Origin of the sequence: Pseudomonas shahriarae (assembly GCF_014268455.2) — a bacterium.
Taxonomy (GTDB): Bacteria; Pseudomonadota; Gammaproteobacteria; order Pseudomonadales; family Pseudomonadaceae; genus Aquipseudomonas; species Aquipseudomonas shahriarae.
The window spans coordinates 2,600,067-2,619,857 of record NZ_CP077085.1 but is presented as its reverse complement, the minus strand read 5'-3'; the positions used below and the strand labels follow the sequence as shown (position 1 = coordinate 2,619,857).

The window sequence follows — 19,791 nt, the reverse complement described above, 5'->3', positions numbered from 1 at the left end:
GGAGGAGCACACCATGACATGCCGGATCATCATCGCCGACGACCATCCCATGTTTCGCGAAGGCATGCTGCGCACCGTGCAACGCCTGCTGCCCGAGGCCCGCGTGGAACAGGCCGGCGATCTGGATACAGTGCTGCACCTGCTCAAGAGCGGCAGCGAAGTCGACACCCTGATCCTCGATTTGCGCTTCCCCGGCCTGACCTGTATCAGCCAGTTGGGCGAGCTGCGCCAGCAACTGCGGCGCACCACGCTAATCGTGGTGTCGATGGTCGATGACCCGGGGTTGATCGAACAGGTGATGGCGCTGGGCGCCGATGGTTTTATCGGCAAGAACATCGCCCCCGAAGAAATCGGCCAGGCCCTGCTCGCCATCCGCCAGGGCGAGGTGCTGGTCAAGTTCGCCCCCTCGGGGCTGTTGCCCCTGGACACCAACACCCTGACCGCGCGCCAGCAGGAGGTGTTGCGACTGATCGCCCAAGGCAAGACCAACAAGGAAATCGCCAAGGCCCTGGATATTTCGCCGTTTACCGTACGCATCCATGTGTCGGGGTTGTTGAGAAGTCTGAACGTGCCATCGCGGGCAGCGGCGGCAGTGAAGTACAACACCCCTCTTTAGGAGCAGCACCATCAAAGCCCTCTCCATCGTGCGCCCCAGCGGCAGCCGCATCGCCGCAGGCGAAAAAACCCTGGAAATACGCCGCTGGCAGCCACAACTGGAGCCGTCCCAGGACCTGCTGATTGTCGAGAACGGGCGCTTCCTGCATACCGATGGCGATGAAGATGAAACCGGCGTGGCCGTCGCCATCGTACGGGTAAAAGCAGTGCGTGCGTTCACCCCCGAGGACGTGCCAGCGGCCTGCGCCAGCTATTTCGAGGAAGGCTGGCTCGCCTGGGAACTGAGTGATGTACGGCCGCTCACCCGCCCCTTCACCGCCCTGGCGGCACGCGGGATCTACGACGTTGAATTCATGGATAACGGCGAGAACTGCATGAACAGCCCTATCAGAGTCGCCACCCCGGCAGATATCGACGCCATCTTCGACATTCGCACCAGCGTCAGGGAAAACCACCTGTCCCACGAGCAGTTGGCAGAAATGGGCATCACCCCCGATGCCATCCAACTAGCCATGCAGCAAGCGCCCTGCGTCTGGGTCGCCGAGGTGCAAGGTGTAGCGGTCGGGTTTGCCATGGCCGATATCGACGACGGCTGTGTATTTGCCGCCTTCATCCGCCCCGAATTCGAAGGCCGCGGGCTGGGCCGCAAACTGATGGAGCAGGCCGAAGCCTTGTTGTTCCAGCACCATCGACAGATCTGGCTGGAAACCGCCCAAGCGAGCCGGGCCAGTGGGTTTTACCAGCGCCTGGGCTGGGTGGAGGTTGAGCAATTGGCGGACGGGGATATTCGGATGGAGAAGCACCGGCAATAAGCCTGCCGCTGGGATTTTCGCCAGCGCACCGACCCCGCTATCATGCAGCCCCTCGTTCAATCGCCCAGCCCAGGAATCCCCATGCCCGCCCTCACCTTGCGCAACGCCACGCCGGCAGACGCCGCCCGCTGCTACGAGATCGAAATCAGCGCCTATGAGGGCGATGAAGCCGCGACCCTGGAGAAGATCGCCACGCGTATCGCCCTGTACCCGCAAGGCTTCCTGATTCTGGAAGCGGACGGTCAGGTAGTGGGCTTTATCAACGGCGGTTGCGCCCATGATGTGGTGATGTCGGATGAGGCCTTCAAGGAGTTGGTGGGGCACTCAGCGGATGCGCCGAATGTAGTGATCATGTCGGTGGTGGTGGACCCGGCGCACCAGGGCAAGGGCTACGCCACGCAATTGATGACAGCCTTTGTGCAGCGCATGCGCGGGATGGGCAAACAGACCATCCACTTGATGTGTAAGGAGCAGCATGTGCCGCTGTACACGCGCATGGGTTACCAGTATGTGCAGCCCTCGGCGTCAGACCACGGCGGGATGGCTTGGCATGAAATGGTGATGACGCTCTGAGCCGGCACGGGGCCTCACCAGCTCCCTGAGGCCCCACCACCGCCGCTGGAACCGCCGCCACCGGAAAACCCGCCACCGGAGCTTGAACTTGAACTGGAGCTGGAGCTTGAACGGTCGCTGGAACCGGAGCTCGACCCGCCCGTGCCCTGACCATAAATGAACAACGCCGCGAACGAGCTGATGGGCCAGGCGAACAACCAGCCATCAAGCCCCATCTCCAGCATGTACCCCGCCGCGCCATACACCCCCAGCACCATCACCGATTGCACGCAAAAACCCAGCCGACTGTGTTTCCAGGCGGCTTTCATCACCGCGAACAGGATCAGGTACAGGCCCAGCACCGCCAGCGCGGCCAGCGGCCATGCCAGCCAGTTCATAAAGGACACTTCAGTCAGGTAGTGATCCACCAACCCCAGGCCGATGCTGTAGGTCATCAGCCCCACTACGCAATAAAACACCGCCTTGGCCTGCCATAACGCGCCGAACAGGGCCGCGCTGATCGACATACAAAACGGCAGCGCCAGCACATAGATCGGCCAGGCCTTGCCATTGATCGCGGCCAGTGCCGTCAGCAACACAGTCAGCACCAGGCCGGCAATCAGGCCGCGGCGCCAATGCAGCTTGCCCGAGGCCAGCAGCACCCCGCCGACGGCCCCCAGAATCAGCGCCAGCAACACCGCAGTTTCATCCACTGTTTCCCGGGTCTGGTCTACTGCCGGCAAGTCCCCCCCCTCGACCAGCACGGTCAGGGCGTCCACGGCGCGCTGCACACCGCCAGCGTAATCGCCCTGGCGAAACGCCGGGTTCAGTTGCTCCTCGATAATCCGGTCGCTCAACAGGTCCGTGACCACCCCCTCCAGGCCGTAACCGACTTCGATCCGCACAGTGCGGTCGTCCTTGACCACCAGCAGCAAAATACCGTCGTCGATGCCCTTGCGCCCCAATTTCCAGGCGCGAAACAGTTGGGTGGTGAATGTTTCGAGGTCAGCATCGCCCGTACTCGGCAGCAGCATCACGGCGATTTGCGCGCCTTTGCGTTGTTCGAGGTCTGCCAGTTGCTCAGTCAGACGCTGCTGGGTCGAGGTATCCAGGGTATGGGTCAGGTCGATCACCCGCTGGTTCAGCGGCACATTCTCCAATGCCGGAGGCGCCGTTTGCGCCACGGCCAGCGTGGTGAACACCATGACCAGCAGGCCCAAGACCGATTGCCGTATAAACTGCCCCATAGTTTGTTACCTGACGTTTCATCCTGAAGACGCCGACTTTACCTGATCAACCCGCGTTGAATCTCCAGGCTGACGGGAAAAGTTCGTGGCAACACGCCCCTGCGAGCCGGACCTTCGACATCGCGACAATCAGGGATAACTCAGCGTCACCAGGTAAGCCCCTGAACGCAACGGTTTGCCTGCCGCATCGCTCAAGTTGTATTGCCGATCGAAGTAACGACCATCGCGCGTTTCAGTCACCATCTTGACCTTGACCACCGAGTGGTCCAAGGCACTGACGGTACGCACCGGCTCGACACCCTGGGCGCTGACGTTGCTTGCGGGTACAAACTGCGGGCAACCACTCAGGGCCAATGTCGCCCCCGCCCCATCGCCCGTAGTGCATGTTGCCTCGACGATGCTGCCGCGGAAATGGATAACACCGTGGCTCACGGGCGCCGCCTGGGCAGTGCCACTGACGAGCGCGAAAAACAGGCTGATACCGACTGCCAAACGTTGACTGCTCATATTGAACGCTCCTGGGTATGTACCCATCACGTCGGCAAGCTTGGTCGGTTTCTTGAGTGTTTGAGAAATGCCTGATGGTTAATTTTTCAAGGATGCCAACCGGGTCTCATATTGCGCCTCGCTGCGCACCTACAGGACCGCGCCCAGAGCCTTCAACAGCACGCCATCGCGGCCATAGATATCCGGCGCGTACAGCAACGCCCCCTGGCTATCCACCTGCACCGTCCAGTACCCCAGCAACACCGGGACCGGCGTAGCCAGGCGGAACTCATGGGTCAGCCCGGTCGCCAGCAATTCCTCGGTCCGCGCTTTTTCTGCCGGGTTCACCAGCAGATCGCGCAGCAGCATCGGCTGCTCCACCCGCACACACCCCGAGCTGAACGCCCGTGGCCCCTTGCTGAACAACGGTTGGCTGGGCGTATCGTGCAGGTACACGGAGAATGGATTGGGGAAGCGCATGACGATCTTGCCCAGCGGGTTGCGCGGGCCGGCGTCCTGGCGCAGGAGGATGTTGCCGGGGTGCGACCAGTCCACCTGCTCGGGCGACAGGGCGCGGCCTTCACTGTCGAGCACTTTGAGGTTCTGTTGGCGCAGGTACTCCGGGTTCAGGCGGATGGCCGGCAGTTTGTCCTCGCGCATGATGGTCGGCGGGATGGTCCAGGTGGGGTTGAGGGTCAGGCGTGTGATGCGCGACTTGAGCAGCGGCGTCTGCCGTTCGGCGCGGCCCACCTGCAGGCGGGTCTGCCACACGGGCACACCACCCTGGTAGACACTCAACTGGGCCGCCGCGACGTTGACCAGAATGCCATCCGGCTCCAGGTCCTGGGCCAGCCAGCGAAAACGTTCGAGGTTGACCCGCAGTTGCTCGCGGCGCACCGCCGGGCTGACGTTAAGCTCGGCCACCGTGCCCGGGCCGATCACCCCGTCGGCTTGCAGCGAATGGCTGGCCTGGAAGCGCTTCACCGCCGCCACCAGCTCATTGCCGTATTGATTGCCCTTGGGCACGCTCGCCAACTGGCCGCCACTGACCAGGCGTCGGGCCAGGGCCGGTACCCGTGGGTCTTCGCCGCCGGGACGCAGCAATGGGCCGTCGGCAATCACACCCCACTGCGGCAAGGGTTGCAGGCGTTGGGTGGCATAGGCCGCGCGCAGGCTACGATACAGATCGGCTGCGGGCCGGGCCTGGTCGAACGCCGCCGGCATATCCGCAAGCCCCGCGTTGGCCAGGGCCAGCACCGCAACGGCCGGATCCTCAGTTGGCGGCTGGGAATGCCACAGCGGCTCGTAATGGGCCTGCTGCAAACGGCCATAGTGCAAGTCATGCAGGGCCTGCAGGTAGTGCTGGCTGGTTGCGAAGTCGGTACACAGCACATTGCTGGTGGTTGCCACGTCGGGCAGCCGGTAGTGCGCCGGATCGAGGCCGTCGTCGGCCAGCAACAGCAACTGGCCCTGCAGGGCCGTTCGGCGATCGTCCACCGACCACAGGGCAGCATTGCCTTGTTGCTGGTAAAAAGCCTGCAGCCGCAGCTCGGCCGGTGTATCCAGTTGGGTCGCCAAATCGGGGCAAACACTCGACAACTGCCCAAGTGCCAGCTGTACTGGGTTTGGCGGCTCGACTGGCAGTTCATCGGCCATGGCGACCAATGGTGCTACGAGCAAGCAAAGGCTCAAGTAACATGCGTGTTTTTTGAACAATGGCTTAGCTCCAATCTACGGCGGAGATGCTTGATAAATGCTGAATATTTACTGCCGACTCGGCCTGATCGCCGCCACCCTGGGCGCGTTCTGTACGGGTGCCTTCGCAGAGAATGCCAAACCTCATACCTTGTATAACAGCCTGGCGCGCTCGGCTCCAGAACTCAATCCCACTGTACTTAAAAGTGCCCTCAGCGCGATGCAGTGTGCTGTCAATAACGGCCAGGAACGCTCTGAACGCCTGGCCGTGATCGACTACTCGCAACCTTCGACCGCCCGTCGCCTGTGGATTTTCGATCTGCGGCAAAAAAAACTGGTGCTACGCGACCTGGTAGCCCACGGGCAAAAATCCGGGGAAAACTTCGCCACCCAGTTCTCCAACAGCGAAGGCAGCCATCAATCCAGCCTCGGGTTGTTCCGCACCCAGGAGAGCTACCAGGGCACCCATGGCTACTCGCTGCGCATGGACGGCCTGGAGCCGGGGTTCAATGACCAGGCCCGCGACCGTGCCATCGTGATCCACGCCGCCGACTACGTCAGCCCCTTGTGGAGCAAGCGTGAAGGCCGCATCGGCCGCAGCCAGGGCTGCCCCGCCGTGCGTCCGCAGGTGGCGCGCCAGGTGGTGGACAAACTCAAGGATGGCCAGTTCATGTTTTCCTGGTACCCCGACCAGCGCTGGCTGAAATCCTCGCCCTACCTCAATTGCAAGCCGCGCCAGATCGCCAGCGCCGGTTGAGGTAGTATCTGGAAGGCCGAGCCTGACCAGAGAGAGAACCTCCAATGCTTTTGCACCAGTCAACGTGGATCGAGATAAGCCAATTTCTCGACCGTAGCCGCACCGTGGTGATTCCTATCGGTTCCAATGAACAACATGGCCCCACCGGCCTGTTGGGCACCGATTGGATGTGCCCGGAAATCATTGCCCATCACGCGCAAAAAGACGCCGATATCCTGGTCGGCCCGACCTTCAATATCGGCATGGCCCAGCATCACCTTGGGTTCCCCGGCACCATCTCCCTGCGCCCGTCGACGTTTATCGCCGCCATCGGTGACTGGACCCGCTCCCTGGCGGCCCACGGCTTCGAGAAAATCCTGTTTCTCAATGGCCACGGCGGCAATATCGCCACCATCGAAGCCGCCTTTTCCGAACTGTACGCCGAGGCCAGCTTCGCCCGTCGCCCTGCCGGCTTTGCCTTGAAGCTGTGCAACTGGTGGGACCTGGAAGGTGTTGGCGAACTGGCGCGCGCGCAGTTCCCGACGGGGCATGGCACCCATGCCACCCCTTCCGAGATTGCGATTACCCAATGGGCTTATCCGGACTTGATCAAGACCGCCGACTATTCACCACAGATCGCGTCTTCCGGCCCGATCCGCGAGGCCCAGGATTTCCGCGCCCGCCACCCGGATGGTCGGATGGGTTCCGACCCGGCCCTGGCAACGCCTGAGAAAGGTGCTGAACTGGTGGTGCTGGCCGCCAAGGGCCTGGTGTCCGCAGTGGAGGCTTTCAGCCGCGAAGCCATGCCACACTGACGGTTGCGACACCGGCACACAATAAAATCTATAAGAAGGACCTCTCCATGAAACCCCATCAGAAGACCTTTGATCGCATCCGCAACGCCGTCCTGCCAGAGTATCGCGAGCGCGTTGCCGACTATTTGATCGAGTACGAAAACGTCCTGCAGGACCCGACTGCCGATGCCGATCAGGCCAGCGCCGCCGCCCAGCAGTTGCGCGGCTACATACGCGGCCTGAACACCACCCGGGTGCTCGGCATGGAAGACTGGGAAGACCTCGACCGCCGAGTCGCGCAGGAATGGCCGCTGGGCGCTACAACGCCGGACGTGCCTGGTTGACCCAGGCCTGTACCGATGGCCGCTGCCACTGACGCTGGGCATATGCCACCAACCGCGCGGGCACCGGATCGCCATTGAGGATCAGCCGGTTGAGCATCACGGCCAGGTCCACATCGGCAATCGACCATTGGCCAAACAGGTAGTCGTCGCCCTCGGCCAACCATTGCTGCGCCGCCGCAATCAGCTTGTCGGCCGCCATCTGGGCCTGGGTTGATAACGGGCCATACTGGACCCCGCAAAACACCACCAGTGTGGAGCGTTCCTGGCGGATCGCCAGCAGGTCGCTGCGCAACCATGCCTGAATCTGCCGTGCCCGCGCACGTTGGCGCGGCTCCCTGGGATACACCGGCACCTGCGGGAACACATCCTCCAGGTACTCGGTAATCGCCGACGACTCGGACAAGGCAAACCCAGCCTGCTCCAGGGTCGGCACCCGCTGGGTCACGGACAGCCCGGTAAACACCGGCGACTGCTGCTCCAGCGCGTCAAGGTCGAGGGGGCGCACCTCGAACGGTAGGCCTTTTTCCCGCAGGGTCACAAACACCGACATTGCATACGGGCTGGTGAACAGGGCATCGACGTATAAGCGCATCGGCAGGTCAGTCACGGTGGCATCTCCTTGGGTGAGCAGCCACGCTACGAGATGTGCGGCGATAAATACAATGTCGCTTTTTTATCGGCCCATTCCCGCGAGGAATACTAGCCAGAAAATCCGCCGCCCGTGAGGAACGCCTGCTCCTGCTCAGTCGTCACCCGGCCCAACGCCGCGTTGCGGTGCGGAAAGCGACCGAATCGCTCGATGATCTCGGCGTGTTCCTTGGCCCAGTGATAGGTACTGGCGTCGAGCTGCTTGTTCAAGGCCAAAGACCGTTGTTGGTCCTCAGGGCTTTCGGAATGTTCGAAAGGCAAATAGCAAAACGCCCGCAATGCCGGATCAATCAGCCGATCCATCCCGGCGTCGATCATACGTGCGGCATAAGCCCTGGCCAGTGGATCGGTCGCGAACATATGGGCGGTACCCCGGAAGGTATTGCGCGGGTATTGATCGAGCAGGATCAGCAGCGCCAGCGCGCCTTCGGGCTCGTCCATCCAGTGTTCCAGTTCGCCCCTGGCTGCCTGGAAGTGCGCCTCGTGGAAGCGGGCGCCAAACTCGGCATCGAACTGTGGATCTTTCTTGAACCAGCGTGATGGGCCCGCCGCCGTCCAGAATTGCACGACAGCCTTGATATCAACGGGGACGCTCATAAGTCACTCCAGGGTGGTCAAAGTCTGCGCCCTACCCTAGCACTTGCAGGGCCCGATTCCGACTGAGAAATCCACAGCGGCCGACCAATGTTATAAGATAACCGCCCCTACATTCCCGCCGGCGACCCTGCACCATGACCGACGCTGTTCCCGCTGCCCGTTTACGCCAACGTCTGCTCTCCATCGACGCCCTGCGCGGCCTGGTGATCCTGTTCATGTTGCTCGACCACGTGCGCGAGACGTTCCTGCTGCACCGCCAGGTCAGTGACCCGATGAACATCGACAGCACGGAGCCGGCGCTGTTTATCAGCCGCACCCTGGCCCACTTGTGTGCGCCGGTGTTTGTGTTGCTGACCGGCTTGTCGGCGTATCTGTACGGCGAAAAGTACCAAGGCCGTGGCGATGTTGCGGCGTTTCTGTTCAAGCGCGGGCTGTTCCTGGTGGTGCTGGAATTTACCCTGGTGAACTTCGCCTGGACCTTCCAACTGCCCCCCAGCGTGATCTATATGCAGGTGATCTGGGCCATCGGCGTGAGCATGATCGCCCTCGCCGCGCTGGTGTGGCTGCCCCGCCCGCTGCTGATCGGCCTGGCGCTGGTGATCATTGGCGGGCATAACCTGCTCGATGGCGTGCATTTCGCGGCGGGGTCGGCGTGGCATATTTCCTGGACGATCCTGCATGAGCGCAGCTGGATCGAGGTGAGCGACACCCTGCGCCTGCGCACGACCTACCCGGTGTTGCCGTGGATCGGGGTGATTGCCCTGGGTTACAGCCTCGGCCCGTGGTTTTCCGGGGCGATGCCGGCGGCGCGGCGTCAGCGGTATCTGTTGCTGGCGGGCATTTGCGCGCTGGTGGGCTTTGGGGTGCTGCGCGCGATCAATGGTTACGGTGAGGCGCCGTGGCACAACTATGACAGTCCGGTGCAGACCTGGATGAGCTTCTTCAACATCACCAAGTATCCGCCGTCATTGCTGTTCCTGGCGCTGACCCTGGGCGTGGGGCTGGTGTTGCTGCTGGCCTTTGAACGCGCCGGGCAGCGGCGCTGGATCGACATACTGGCGGTGTTCGGCGCGGCGCCGATGTTCTTCTACCTGCTGCACCTGTATGTGCTGAAGGTGTTGTACGTGATGGGTGTGGCGCTGTTTGGCCTGAATCAGGGGACGCACTTTGGGTTCGACAGCGTGGGGGCGGTGTGGCTGGTGGCGTTGTTACTGCCGCTGGCGTTGTACCTGCCCGTCCGCTGGTTTGCCCGGCTCAAGGCCCGGCGGCGGGATATAGCGTGGCTCAAATACCTCTGAGCACAAAGATCCACATGTGGGAACTGGTTTGCCTGGGATGGCGGTGGGTCAGTTGCCAGAAGTGGTGACTGGGCTGCCGCTATCGCGGGCAAGCCCGCTCCCACAGGGGATCCGCGCGTGGTAGAGAATTTGGGTATCGCCACAAATCAAATGTGGGAGCTGGCTTGCCTGCGATGGCGGTGGGTCAGTTGCCAGAAGTGGTGACTGGGCTGCCACTATCGCGGGCAAGCCCGCTCCCACAGGGGGGTCTGCGCGTGGCAGAGAGTTTTGGTGCCGCCACAAATCAAATGTGGGAGCTGGCTTGCCTGCGATGGCGGTGGGTCAGTTGTCAGAAGTAGTGACTGGACTGCCGCTATCGCGGGCAAGCCCGCTCCCACAGGGGGGTCTGCGTGTGGTAGAGAATTTGAGTACCGCCACAATTCAAATGTGGGAGCTGGCTTGCCTGCGATGGCGGTGGGTCAGTTGTCAGAAGTAGTGACTGAACTGCCGCTATCGCGGGCAAGCCCGCTCCCACAATGGGATTTGTGTCAGCCGCAGTTACGCCCATTCAGCGCGCAATTGCCGGGCAGCTGTAACCATGTGAATCAACGCCGCTTCCGTCTCCGGCCAGGCGCGGGTCTTCAGGCCGCAGTCGGGGTTGACCCATAGGCGCTCGGCCGGGATGCGCTGGGCGGCTTTGCGCAGCAGGTTGGCCATTTCCGAGGCGTCGGGCACCCGGGGTGAGTGGATGTCGTAGACCCCCGGGCCGATGTCGTTCGGGTAAGCGAAGGCTTCGAACGCATCCAGCAGTTCCATGTCCGAACGGGAAGTCTCGATGGTGATCACGTCGGCATCCATCGCCGCGATGGACTCGATCACGTCGTTGAATTCGCTGTAGCACATATGGGTATGGATCTGGGTTGCGTCACGCACACCCGAGGCGCACAGGCGGAACACTTCGGTGGCCCAGTCCAGGTAGTGCTGCCACTGGGCCCGGCGCAGGGGAAGGCCTTCACGGAACGCCGCTTCATCAATCTGTACGATCTTGATGCCCGCCGCTTCCAGGTCCACCACTTCGTCACGGATCGCCAGCGCCAGTTGCCGGGCCTGCACTTCGCGGCTCACGTCTTCGCGGGGGAATGACCACATCAGCATGGTCACCGGGCCGGTCAGCATGCCCTTCATGACCTTGTCGGTCAGGCCTTGGGCGTAGCGGATCCACTCCACGGTCATGGCTTTCGGGCGGCTCAGGTCGCCGAAGATCACCGCCGGTTTCACGCAGCGAGAGCCATAGCTCTGCACCCAGCCAAAGCGGGTAAATACATAGCCGTCCAACTGTTCGGCAAAGTACTCGACCATGTCGTTACGTTCGGCTTCACCGTGCACCAGCACGTCCAGGCCAAGGTTTTCCTGCACTTCAACGGCGTGCTTGATCTCGCTGTGCATCGCCTCGACATATTCGGCTTCGCTTAACTTGCCGGCCTTGAACGACTGGCGCGCCAGGCGGATCGACGCGGTCTGCGGGAACGAACCTATGGTGGTGGTCGGGAACAGCGGCAAGTCGAGGCCGGCGCGCTGCTGGGCGATGCGCTGGGCAAACCGCGACTGGCGCTGGCTGTCCTTGGCGGTGATAGCCGCCACGCGGGCCTGGACCGCCGGCTTGTGGATACGCGGCGAGGCCCCGCGGGCCGCTTGCACGGCGCGGCTTTGGGCCAAGGCAGCAAGCACCTTCGGCGCTTCGGGCTGGTTGATGGCCTGGGTCAGCACCGCGACTTCTTCACACTTTTGTACGGCGAAGGCCAGCCAGCTTTTCAGCTCGGCGTCGAGCTTGTCTTCACGCCCCAGATCCACCGGGCTGTGCAGCAGCGAACAGGACGGCGCCACCCACAGGCGATCACCCAGGCGTTCATGGGCGTGCTGCAAGGTAGCCAGGGCATTTTCCAGGTCGCAGCGCCAGACGTTCCGCCCGTTGACCACCCCCAAGGACAGCACCTTATAGGCCGGCAGACGGTCGAGAATCGTCGGGTACTGGTCAGGTGCACGCACCAGGTCAATGTGCAGGCCATCGACCGGCAAGTTGGCCGCCAGGCCGAGGTTTTCTTCGAGCCCGCCAAAGTAAGTGGCGACCAGTTTTTTCAGCGGGTCACGCTGGATCAGGTTGTAGGCGCGTTCAAACGCGTTTTTCCAGTCCTGGGGCAGATCCAGCACCAGGATCGGCTCGTCGATCTGCACCCATTCCACGCCCAGGTCCGCCAGGCGCTGGAAGATCTGCCCGTACAGCGGCAGCAGGCGGTCGAGCAGGTCGAGCTTGTCGAAGTCACCGCCCTTGGCCTTGCCCAGCCACAGGTACGTCAGCGGCCCGATCACCACCGGCTTGACGGTGTGCCCCAGGTCGCGGGCCTCCTGGACTTCTTCGAACAATTGGTCCCAGCCCAGGTGGAACTGCTGGTCCGCGCTGAATTCAGGCACCAGGTAGTGGTAGTTGGTGTCGAACCACTTGGTCATTTCCTGGGCGTGGGCACCGCCGCAGCAGCTGTCGCTGACGCCACGGGCCATGGCAAACAGGGTCTTGAGGGTGGCATGCCCGTCAGCCGGGCGGAAACGCTCGGGGATCACACCAAACATCAGCGAGTGGGTCAGCACCTGGTCGTACCAGGCAAAATCCCCAGCCGGCAGCAACTCGATGCCGGCCTGTTTCTGCAAGTCCCAGTGGGTCTTCCGCAATTCACGGCCGACGGCGCGCAGACCGGCTTCGTCCAGCTCACCCTTCCAAAACGCTTCCTGCGCTTTTTTCAGTTCACGATCGCGTCCAATGCGCGGAAATCCAAGGGAATGAGCGACAGCCATGACAAAAACTCCAATGTGTTGGTATGGGAGCTATTGTCGGCAGCGGGTCATAATGAGACAAACTCATTTTACTGTAGATGATCACGAATCTTGCTCATGATCGGCCTGCCCCAGGCTTTTTATGGAGACGGCTGAACGTGACGGAAGTCCCACCAACTGGCAGAAACTGGTTTTTTCTTGACCTCGGGTGGATAGAGCGAGCGGACAAAGTGGATATCACCCTCGGAGAGCTCATTGTTGTCCCCAATAGCATCTCCACTGTTGAGCCAGGATGAATTGAAACCATAATGCATGATGGATTTACGATCATAGTCAGATGACACAACATCGGAAACCAACGGCCCAAAATTCGCTTTTAGTTCTTTCTCCCCACCTTTATCCATGTAGGTTTTCTTGACTTCGGACCAATTGATATCCAAATCATTGTTTTCGTGCTGATGTTCATGTTGCAACCCCAAAACATGACCGAACTCATGCTGGATCGTACCGGCGTTATAAGCATTCGGCCCACCCTTGAGGCCGATGACCATTGTAGGTTTGTCGGGCGGTACATAGAGCGAGCGGGTACCCAAGTACGAATGCCCACCGGAAGTATCGTTGTCTGCGGCAATCCGGATATCCCCGTCGGCGGCGTCAGTGAACTCAAAGTGCAGATTGACGTGAGGCGCCCATTTATTGATGTTGGCTTTGGTAAATTCTTCTTGCGCTTTACTCATGCCCATCAGGGAAATTCTTATGACTGAGTGTTGTGGCCATAACGCCGAAGCTGACGCCACCCCACGCTTTTGCCTGGAAGACGCAGCAACCTCCCCCTTGGCAGTTTGATCGGCGTTCTCGTTGGGCAGGTAGTCCGGTGGATAGACAGATAAGTGAGCGTTCAGTTGGACAGTCAAAGTCGTAGCTCCAGCAGCGATGTATTTCCCATTCCGTCGTAATTCGGCGCTATAGGTTCCACTGGGGCCATGACAAGGGTTTACGCGTGACGATCAAGCGTGCGCCTGGCGACTAAACCACTGCCTGACCGCCTGGCCACAGGGTTATGCACCCATTTGCTGACCAATACCTGAGTGGCCTGTAGGCCCAAGCCTGCAAATTCCGCTGACTAACCTTTCGATCCTGAGCAAGTGCGGGCACAATGCCTGTCCTTTTTTGGCAGGCTCCGCCGCAGGCTCTGAAAAATGATCAAAACCCCGTATTACCTCATCGACAAACAGAAGCTTCTGGTCAACATGCAGAAGATCGCCTACGTGCGCGAGCAGTCCGGCGCCAAGGCGCTGCTGGCGCTCAAGTGCTTTGCCACCTGGTCGGTGTTCGACCTGATGCAGGAATACATGGACGGCACCACGTCCTCGTCGCTGTACGAGCTCAAGCTCGGTCGCCAGAAGTTCGAAGGTGAAGCCCACGCCTATAGCGTGGCCTGGGCCGACGATGAGATCGAGGAGATGCTCGACAACTGCGACAAGATCATCTTCAACTCCATCAGCCAGCTGCAGCGCTTTGCCGAGCGCAGCGAGGGCAAGACCCGCGGCCTGCGCGTCAACCCGCAAGTGAGCAGCTCCGACTACCTGCTGGCCGACCCGGCGCGTCCCTTCAGCCGTCTGGGCGAGTGGGATCCGGTGAAGATCGAAAGCGTGATCGAGCAGATCTCCGGCTTCATGTTCCACAACAACTGCGAGAACGGTGACTTCAACCTGTTCGACCAGATGCTGAACACCATCGAAGAACGTTTCGGCGCACTGCTGCACAAGGTCAACTGGGTCAGCCTCGGCGGCGGCATCCACTTTACCGGCGAAGGCTATGCCATCGACGCGTTCTGCCAGCGCCTCAAGGCGTTCTCGCAGAAGTACGACGTGCAGGTGTACCTGGAACCCGGCGAAGCGGCGATCACCAACAGCGCCTCCCTGGAAGTGACCGTGCTCGACACCCTGTACAACGGCAAAAACCTCGCCGTGGTCGACAGTTCCATCGAAGCCCACCTGCTGGACCTGCTGATCTATCGCCTCAATGCCAAACTGGCGCCGAGCGATGGCGAACACACCTACATGGTGTGCGGCAAGTCGTGCCTGGCCGGTGATATCTTCGGCGAATATCAATTTGATCAGCCGCTGGCCATCGGCGATCGACTGTCGTTCATCGACACGGCAGGCTACACCATGGTCAAGAAAAACTGGTTCAACGGCCTGAAAATGCCGTCCATCGTAGTGAAACAACTCGACGGTACAGTCGAAGTGGTTCGTGAATTTGGTTACGACGACTACCTGTCCAGCCTTTCGTAAAGCGGACAGATAAAGGAGAGATAAAGCAATTGAAAAAGAACGTTCTTATCATTGGTGCAGGAGGTGTCGCCAAGGTGGTGGCCCACAAGTGCGCGCAGCACAACGACGAACTCGGTCGTATTGCTATCGCGTCGCGCAACATCTCCAAATGCCAGGCCATCATCGACAGCGTCAAGGCCAAGGGTAGCCTCAAGGTACCCGCGCAGATCCAGGCCTTTGCCCTGAACGCCCTGGACGTGGAAGCGACCAAGGCACTGATCCGCGAAACCGAATCGCAGATCGTCATCAACGTCGGCTCCGCCTTCCTCAACATGTCGGTACTGCGTGCCTGCATCGATACCGGCGTGGCTTACCTCGACACCGCCATCCACGAAGAGCCGGGCAAGGTCTGCGAGACCCCGCCGTGGTACGGCAACTACGAGTGGAACCACCTGGAGGAATGCAAGCAGAAGAACATCACTGCGATCCTCGGTGTGGGTTTTGACCCAGGAGTGGTCAACGCCTATGCGGCGCTGGCGCAACAACAGCATTTTGACCGCATTGATTCGATCGACATTCTCGACGTCAATGCCGGCAGCCACGGCAAATATTTCGCCACCAATTTCGACCCGGAAATCAACTTCCGCGAATTCACCGGGCAGGTGTGGAGCTGGCAGAACAGCCAGTGGACCAGCAACACCATGTTCGAAGTAAAACGTACCGACGACCTGCCGGTAGTGGGTTCACAGAACCTGTACCTGACCGGCCACGATGAAGTGCACTCGTTGTCGAAAAACCTCGACGTGCCCAACGTGCGGTTCTGGATGAGCTTTGGCGAACACTACATCAATGTGTTCACCGTACTGAACAACCTCGGCCTGCTCTCCGAGAAACCGGTCACCACCGCCGAAGGCCTGGAAGTGGTGCCTTTGAAACTGGTCAAGGCCGTGCTGCCTGACCCGTCCTCGTTGGCACCGGGCTACACCGGCAAGACCTGCATCGGCGACCTGGTCAAGGGCACCAAGGATGGCCAGCCACGCGAGCTGTTCATCTACAACGTGGCCGACCACGAAGACGCCTTTGCCGAAACCGAAAGCCAGGGCATCTCCTACACCGCCGGCGTACCACCGGTAGCCGCTGCGCTGCTGGTGGCCCGTGGCGAGTGGGACGTGCAACGCATGGCCAACGTTGAAGAACTGCCAGCCGAGCCGTTCCTCAAGGCACTGGACGTGATGGGCCTGCCGACCCGTATCAAGGACGAAAAAGGCGACCGCGCCTGGGATGCTATCGCCTGATAGCGTCTTGATTGACGGATCGCTCCCACGTCCTGTGGGAGCGATCAAAAACATTGCCCGGATCGTTGCATGGGCGGATATCAATGTTGCCAGTGCCTAAGCTATCGCAGGCAAGCCAGCTCCCACAGGGGTTATCAGTGTTTGCGGGATCTGCGCACCTTAACGTGGGCGTCCTACAGCGAACACGCAATGCCATCTGGCCCAAAACAATGTGGGAGCTGTCGAGCCCCAGCGAGGCTGCGATGGCGGCGGGATTGCTGGTATTGATGCTGGCTGACCCACCGCTATCGTAGCCTCGCTAAAGCTCGACAACTCCCACAGGGTTTGTCGGTGTTTGCGGGATCTGCGCACCTTAACGCGGGCGTCCTACAGCGAACTCGCAATGCCATCTGGCCCAAAACAATGTGGGAGCTGTCGAGCCCCAGCGAGGCTGCGATGGCGGCGGTACTGCTGGCATTGATATTGGTTGACCAACCGCTATCGTAGCCTCGCTAAAGCTCGACACCTCCCACAGGGTTTATCGGTGTTTGCAGGATCTGCGCACCTTAACGTGGGCGTCCTACAGCGAACTCGTTATGCCAGCTGGCCCAAATTAATGTGGGAGCTGTCGAGCCCCAGCGAGGCTGCGATGGCGGCAGTATTGCTGGCATTGATGCTGGCTGACCCACCGCCATCGTAGCCTCGCTAAAGCTCGACAACACCCACAGGGTTTATCGGTGTTTGCGAGATCTACGCACCTTAACGCTGGCGTCCTACAGCGAACACGCAATGCCAACTGGCCCAAATTAATGTGGGAGCTGTCGAGCCCCAGCGAGGCTGCGATGGCGGCAGTATTGCTGGCATTGATGTTGGCTGACCTACCGCTATCGTAGCCTCGCTAAAGCTCGACAACTCCCACAGGGTTTGTCGGTGTTTGCGAGATCTGCGCACATTAACGTGGGCGTCCTACAGCGAACTCGCAATGCCAGCTGGCCCAAATTAATGTGGGAGCTGTCGAGCCCCAGCGAGGCTGCGATGGCGGCAGTATTGCTGGCATTGATATTGGCTGACCCACCGCTATCGTAGCCTCGCTAAAGCTCGACAACTCCCACAGGGTTTATTGGTGTTTGCGGGATGTGCGCACCTTAACGCTGGCGTCCTACAGCGAACACGCAATGCCAACTGGCCCAAATTAATGTGGGAGCTGTCGAGCCCCAGCGAGGCTGCGATGGCGGCAGTATTGCTGGCATTGATGTTGGCTGACCCACCGCTATCGTAGCCTCGCTAAAGCTCGACAACTCCCACAGGGTTTATTGGTGTTTGCGGGATGTGCGCACCTTAACGCTGGCGCACCAGATGCTTCCTACATCCGTTTCAGGTTGTCCCTCGGAAAGGTGCTGACTAACCTTCCCGTTGCCGCTGCCAAATCAGCGACCGGATTTGACCGTCCGACCAAACCAGTACGCTACAGCACCCCAGACCTATTTCAGGCGTTTTTCTTATGTCTGATGTATCGTGTCGCGGCAGCTGTGCGCGGGATACCTTCGGGTATGCCGGAATCACTGGTTTCCGGTCGGTCAACCCGCGTACAGCTGCCACCCTACTCGTTTGACCGCGAACGGTGGCAGCTCCACCTACCAGGAGCTTCACCATGATCAAACACAGCCCCAACCCCCCACCCAGCTACGATGCCAGTCTTCTGCGCGATGCGGCGGATCGTGCGATCAACCACTATCTGCACCCCGAGCCCCCCACCCCAACCGCTCAACCCAGCGACCCGGCGTCAGCAGCATTGTTTACCGTGCGCACCGACCTGGACGCCGAAACCCTGCTGATCAATGCCTCGCAAGACCTGGCGTCGATCAACGTGATCGCCACGCACCTGGCCTTTGAAGTCGACGGTACGCACCGCAGCGTGGCGCTGGGCCTTTGCCGGATGCTCGAAGGCGTGCAGCTAATGGTCGACCAGGCGCTGGATGGCTGCGCACAACCGGCCCTGTAGAGCTGGAATGCCGTTTTATGTAGGAGCGAGCTCGCTCCTACAACTACCGGTTGTTGCACCCCCCCTCGCACAAAAGGTAGTATTGAGAACGATTCACAATACCACCCTGAGAAAGTCGACCCGTGCAGTCACCTCCAATCCGCAAGCTGGGCTTCTTTTTCAACGACCATCACCGTTGGCTGCTGCAACATATCCAGCATCGCGTGCGTAACCATGCCGATGCCGAAGACACCGCCGCCGATACCTTCTGCCAGATGCTCGCCGCCCGGGTCGACCCCGACAGCATCGAGCAACCCCGGGCCTATCTCTCGACCATTGCACGCCGGCTGATTTTTGATCGTTACCGCCGTAGCCGTCTGGAAACCGCCTACCTGGAACGCCTGGCCGCTGCCCCCGAAGCCTTGGCGCCCTCCCCCGAAGACCAATTGCAACTGATCCAGGCCCTGGTGGCGATTGACCGTGCCCTCGACGGCTTGCCGCTGATCGTCAAGGCCACGTTCCTTTATAGCCAGCTGGACGGCATGAGTTACGTGGCGATTGCGCGCAAGTTGCAGTTGTCCGAGCGCACCGTCAGCCGCTACATGAAACAGGCCCTGCGCCAGTGCTACCTGGCCGAGCTGGCCCCGTGAGCAAGGCGCGCCTGGACCCGGTCAGCGAGCAGGCCATCGACTGGATGGTGCGCCTGCGCGCCGGCAAACCGGATGCGCGGATGCAGGAGCGCTTCAATGCCTGGCTGGCCCTGGACCCGGCTCACGCCCAGGCCTGGGCCCGTTTGCAGGAGCGCCTGGGCGGCTCGTGGAACACCCTGCGCACCCTCGAAAAACGCCTGCCCGGTGAAGCGCGGCAAGTGCTGTTGCAGCCCCATGGTTCGCGGCGTGACGTGCTGCGCGCCATCGGCGGCCTGGGACTGCTGGGCGGCGGCCTGTGGCTGGCGGCGCGCAGCCCGCTGGGCGACAACCTGTTGGCCGACCTGCACACCGCGCGCGGCCAGCGCCAGACATTCACCCTGGCCGATGGCAGCCGCCTGAGCCTGAATGCGCAGAGCGCGGTGGATGTGCAATTCGACCAACACCAGCGCCTGATCATCCTGCGCCACGGCGAACTGGTGATTCAGGTGGCGGCCGATGCGCAAAGGCCGCTGCGCGTGCGCACTGCCCAGGGCAGCATCCAGGCCCTCGGCACGCGCTTCCTGGTGAGCCAGGAGCCGCAGGCTACACGGCTGGTGGTGCTGGAACACTCGGTGCAGGCGACCCTGCGCAACGGCGTGCAGCGCACCGTGCTGGAGGGCCAAGCCGTAATGCTGCAGGCCGATCGCATCGAGCCGCTGGCCGGCAACCAGGGCTTCCGGGCCGACTGGCTCGCCGGGCACCTGAGTGTGCTGGACGACTCCCTGGTACAGGTGGTCAACGCCCTGCGCCCGTACAGCCGTGGTTTTGTGCGCGTCGATCCTCAGGTGCGCGACTTGCGCGTGCAGGGGGTGTTCCCCCTCAACGACCCGCACCGCGCCTTCGGCGCCCTGGCCGAAACCCTGCCGATCCGGGTCGATCACTACAGCCCCTGGCTGACCCTGATTCGCGCCAAATAACCCGGGCAACATTTTTTATGCAAAT

At 61.2% G+C, this 19,791-nt stretch carries 19 protein-coding genes and 1 pseudogene; 13 read left to right on the top strand and 7 right to left on the bottom strand.

Going from position 1 to position 19,791, the window contains the following annotated elements:
• The first annotated feature begins 13 nt into the window (after nt 1–13).
• From HU773_RS11680 to HU773_RS11665, 4 genes and pseudogenes are all read left to right on the top strand, one after another.
• The gene (locus tag HU773_RS11680) at nt 14–616 is read left to right on the top strand and encodes a LuxR C-terminal-related transcriptional regulator (protein ID WP_057438671.1); all 603 of its coding nucleotides are present in this window, start codon (nt 14–16) and stop codon (nt 614–616) included.
• Between the two features lie 28 nt (nt 617–644).
• Nucleotides 645–914: pseudogene (locus HU773_RS11675) on the top strand (ASCH domain-containing protein); the annotation flags it as partial.
• Nucleotides 915–989: 75 nt separating this feature from the next.
• Nucleotides 990–1,427 (top strand): GNAT family N-acetyltransferase, encoded by a 438-nt coding sequence (locus HU773_RS11670; protein ID WP_076964903.1) that lies wholly within the window; start codon nt 990–992, stop codon nt 1,425–1,427.
• An 81-nt stretch (nt 1,428–1,508) separates the two neighbouring features.
• The gene (locus HU773_RS11665; RefSeq protein ID WP_057438672.1) at nt 1,509–2,000 is read left to right on the top strand and encodes a GNAT family N-acetyltransferase; all 492 of its coding nucleotides are present in this window, start codon (nt 1,509–1,511) and stop codon (nt 1,998–2,000) included.
• Nucleotides 2,001–2,014: 14 nt separating this feature from the next.
• On the opposite strand, the gene HU773_RS11660 is transcribed toward HU773_RS11665, so the two are convergent.
• The 3 genes from HU773_RS11660 to HU773_RS11650 all read right to left on the bottom strand — a co-directional run bounded on the left by HU773_RS11660 (nt 2,015) and on the right by HU773_RS11650 (nt 5,428).
• Entirely contained in the window at nt 2,015–3,226 is a 1,212-nt protein-coding gene (locus HU773_RS11660; RefSeq protein WP_076964887.1) for a TPM domain-containing protein, read from the bottom strand.
• A gap of 129 nt (nt 3,227–3,355) precedes the next feature.
• Nucleotides 3,356–3,733 (bottom strand): type 1 fimbrial protein, encoded by a 378-nt coding sequence (locus HU773_RS11655; protein ID WP_057959865.1) that lies wholly within the window; start codon nt 3,731–3,733, stop codon nt 3,356–3,358.
• A 129-nt stretch (nt 3,734–3,862) separates the two neighbouring features.
• On the bottom strand, nt 3,863–5,428 hold the full coding sequence (locus HU773_RS11650; RefSeq protein ID WP_057959866.1) for a L,D-transpeptidase family protein: 1,566 nt from the start codon (nt 5,426–5,428) through the stop codon (nt 3,863–3,865).
• A 37-nt stretch (nt 5,429–5,465) separates the two neighbouring features.
• Here HU773_RS11650 and HU773_RS11645 point away from each other — a divergent pair, with 37 nt between their 5' ends.
• From HU773_RS11645 to HU773_RS11635, 3 genes are read left to right on the top strand one after another with little or no spacing between them, the layout of a single operon-like run.
• Nucleotides 5,466–6,164: a murein L,D-transpeptidase catalytic domain family protein gene (locus tag HU773_RS11645; RefSeq protein WP_057438675.1), complete on the top strand. Its 699-nt coding sequence runs from the start codon at nt 5,466–5,468 to the stop codon at nt 6,162–6,164.
• 44 nt (nt 6,165–6,208) lie between these two features.
• Nucleotides 6,209–6,958, top strand: a complete 750-nt coding sequence (locus tag HU773_RS11640) for a creatininase family protein (protein WP_057959867.1) — start codon at nt 6,209–6,211, stop codon at nt 6,956–6,958.
• A gap of 47 nt (nt 6,959–7,005) precedes the next feature.
• A complete protein-coding gene (locus HU773_RS11635; protein WP_057438677.1) occupies nt 7,006–7,281 on the top strand; it encodes a hypothetical protein in 276 nt (91 codons plus the stop codon).
• Here the strand turns inward: HU773_RS11635 and yfcF are convergent.
• Both yfcF and HU773_RS11625 read right to left on the bottom strand, forming a co-directional pair.
• The gene (gene yfcF / locus HU773_RS11630; protein WP_178118167.1) at nt 7,256–7,873 is read right to left on the bottom strand and encodes a glutathione transferase; all 618 of its coding nucleotides are present in this window, start codon (nt 7,871–7,873) and stop codon (nt 7,256–7,258) included. The genes HU773_RS11635 and yfcF overlap by 26 nt on opposite strands.
• Before the next feature lie 107 nt (nt 7,874–7,980).
• Entirely contained in the window at nt 7,981–8,526 is a 546-nt protein-coding gene (locus HU773_RS11625; RefSeq protein ID WP_120732583.1) for a DUF924 family protein, read from the bottom strand.
• A 134-nt stretch (nt 8,527–8,660) separates the two neighbouring features.
• Here HU773_RS11625 and HU773_RS11620 point away from each other — a divergent pair, with 134 nt between their 5' ends.
• Nucleotides 8,661–9,824: an acetyltransferase domain-containing protein gene (locus HU773_RS11620; RefSeq protein ID WP_057959870.1), complete on the top strand. Its 1,164-nt coding sequence runs from the start codon at nt 8,661–8,663 to the stop codon at nt 9,822–9,824.
• A gap of 537 nt (nt 9,825–10,361) precedes the next feature.
• On the opposite strand, the gene metE is transcribed toward HU773_RS11620, so the two are convergent.
• Entirely contained in the window at nt 10,362–12,650 is a 2,289-nt protein-coding gene (gene metE / locus HU773_RS11615; protein ID WP_186626132.1) for a 5-methyltetrahydropteroyltriglutamate--homocysteine S-methyltransferase, read from the bottom strand.
• A 119-nt stretch (nt 12,651–12,769) separates the two neighbouring features.
• On the bottom strand, nt 12,770–13,543 hold the full coding sequence (locus tag HU773_RS11610) for a M12 family metallopeptidase (protein ID WP_186626131.1): 774 nt from the start codon (nt 13,541–13,543) through the stop codon (nt 12,770–12,772).
• Between the two features lie 285 nt (nt 13,544–13,828).
• On the opposite strand from HU773_RS11610, the gene HU773_RS11605 reads away from it, so the two are divergent.
• From HU773_RS11605 to HU773_RS11585, 5 genes are all read left to right on the top strand, one after another.
• Nucleotides 13,829–14,926 carry a carboxynorspermidine decarboxylase gene (locus HU773_RS11605; RefSeq protein ID WP_186626130.1) on the top strand — a complete coding sequence of 366 codons (1,098 nt, stop codon included), beginning with the start codon at nt 13,829–13,831 and terminating at the stop codon, nt 14,924–14,926.
• Between the two features lie 29 nt (nt 14,927–14,955).
• Nucleotides 14,956–16,200 (top strand): saccharopine dehydrogenase family protein, encoded by a 1,245-nt coding sequence (locus HU773_RS11600; protein WP_057438684.1) that lies wholly within the window; start codon nt 14,956–14,958, stop codon nt 16,198–16,200.
• A gap of 1,630 nt (nt 16,201–17,830) precedes the next feature.
• The gene (locus tag HU773_RS11595; RefSeq protein WP_057959872.1) at nt 17,831–18,181 is read left to right on the top strand and encodes a DUF6124 family protein; all 351 of its coding nucleotides are present in this window, start codon (nt 17,831–17,833) and stop codon (nt 18,179–18,181) included.
• 122 nt (nt 18,182–18,303) lie between these two features.
• Nucleotides 18,304–18,810, top strand: coding sequence for a sigma-70 family RNA polymerase sigma factor (locus HU773_RS11590; protein WP_057438686.1), 507 nt, complete (start codon nt 18,304–18,306; stop codon nt 18,808–18,810).
• Nucleotides 18,807–19,766, top strand: coding sequence for a FecR domain-containing protein (locus HU773_RS11585; RefSeq protein WP_186626129.1), 960 nt, complete (start codon nt 18,807–18,809; stop codon nt 19,764–19,766). Before HU773_RS11590 ends, HU773_RS11585 begins: the two co-directional genes overlap by 4 nt.
• The last annotated feature ends 25 nt before the right edge of the window (nt 19,767–19,791 follow it).

What these genes read in the sequence shown, in the direction of transcription:
- HU773_RS11640 (WP_057959867.1), top strand. Translation starts at nt 6,209, where the DNA reads ATGCTTTTGCACCAGTCAACGTGGATCGAGATAAGCCAATTTCTCGAC.
- HU773_RS11595 (WP_057959872.1), top strand. Translation starts at nt 17,831, where the DNA reads ATGATCAAACACAGCCCCAACCCCCCACCCAGCTACGATGCCAGTCTT.
- HU773_RS11620 (WP_057959870.1), top strand. Translation starts at nt 8,661, where the DNA reads ATGACCGACGCTGTTCCCGCTGCCCGTTTACGCCAACGTCTGCTCTCC.
- HU773_RS11660 (WP_076964887.1), bottom strand. Translation starts at nt 3,226, where the DNA reads ATGGGGCAGTTTATACGGCAATCGGTCTTGGGCCTGCTGGTCATGGTG.
- HU773_RS11670 (WP_076964903.1), top strand. Translation starts at nt 990, where the DNA reads ATGAACAGCCCTATCAGAGTCGCCACCCCGGCAGATATCGACGCCATC.
- HU773_RS11680 (WP_057438671.1), top strand. Translation starts at nt 14, where the DNA reads ATGACATGCCGGATCATCATCGCCGACGACCATCCCATGTTTCGCGAA.
- HU773_RS11645 (WP_057438675.1), top strand. Translation starts at nt 5,466, where the DNA reads ATGCTGAATATTTACTGCCGACTCGGCCTGATCGCCGCCACCCTGGGC.
- HU773_RS11605 (WP_186626130.1), top strand. Translation starts at nt 13,829, where the DNA reads ATGATCAAAACCCCGTATTACCTCATCGACAAACAGAAGCTTCTGGTC.
- HU773_RS11635 (WP_057438677.1), top strand. Translation starts at nt 7,006, where the DNA reads ATGAAACCCCATCAGAAGACCTTTGATCGCATCCGCAACGCCGTCCTG.
- metE (WP_186626132.1), bottom strand. Translation starts at nt 12,650, where the DNA reads ATGGCTGTCGCTCATTCCCTTGGATTTCCGCGCATTGGACGCGATCGT.
- HU773_RS11665 (WP_057438672.1), top strand. Translation starts at nt 1,509, where the DNA reads ATGCCCGCCCTCACCTTGCGCAACGCCACGCCGGCAGACGCCGCCCGC.
- yfcF (WP_178118167.1), bottom strand. Translation starts at nt 7,873, where the DNA reads ATGCGCTTATACGTCGATGCCCTGTTCACCAGCCCGTATGCAATGTCG.
- HU773_RS11655 (WP_057959865.1), bottom strand. Translation starts at nt 3,733, where the DNA reads ATGAGCAGTCAACGTTTGGCAGTCGGTATCAGCCTGTTTTTCGCGCTC.
- HU773_RS11625 (WP_120732583.1), bottom strand. Translation starts at nt 8,526, where the DNA reads ATGAGCGTCCCCGTTGATATCAAGGCTGTCGTGCAATTCTGGACGGCG.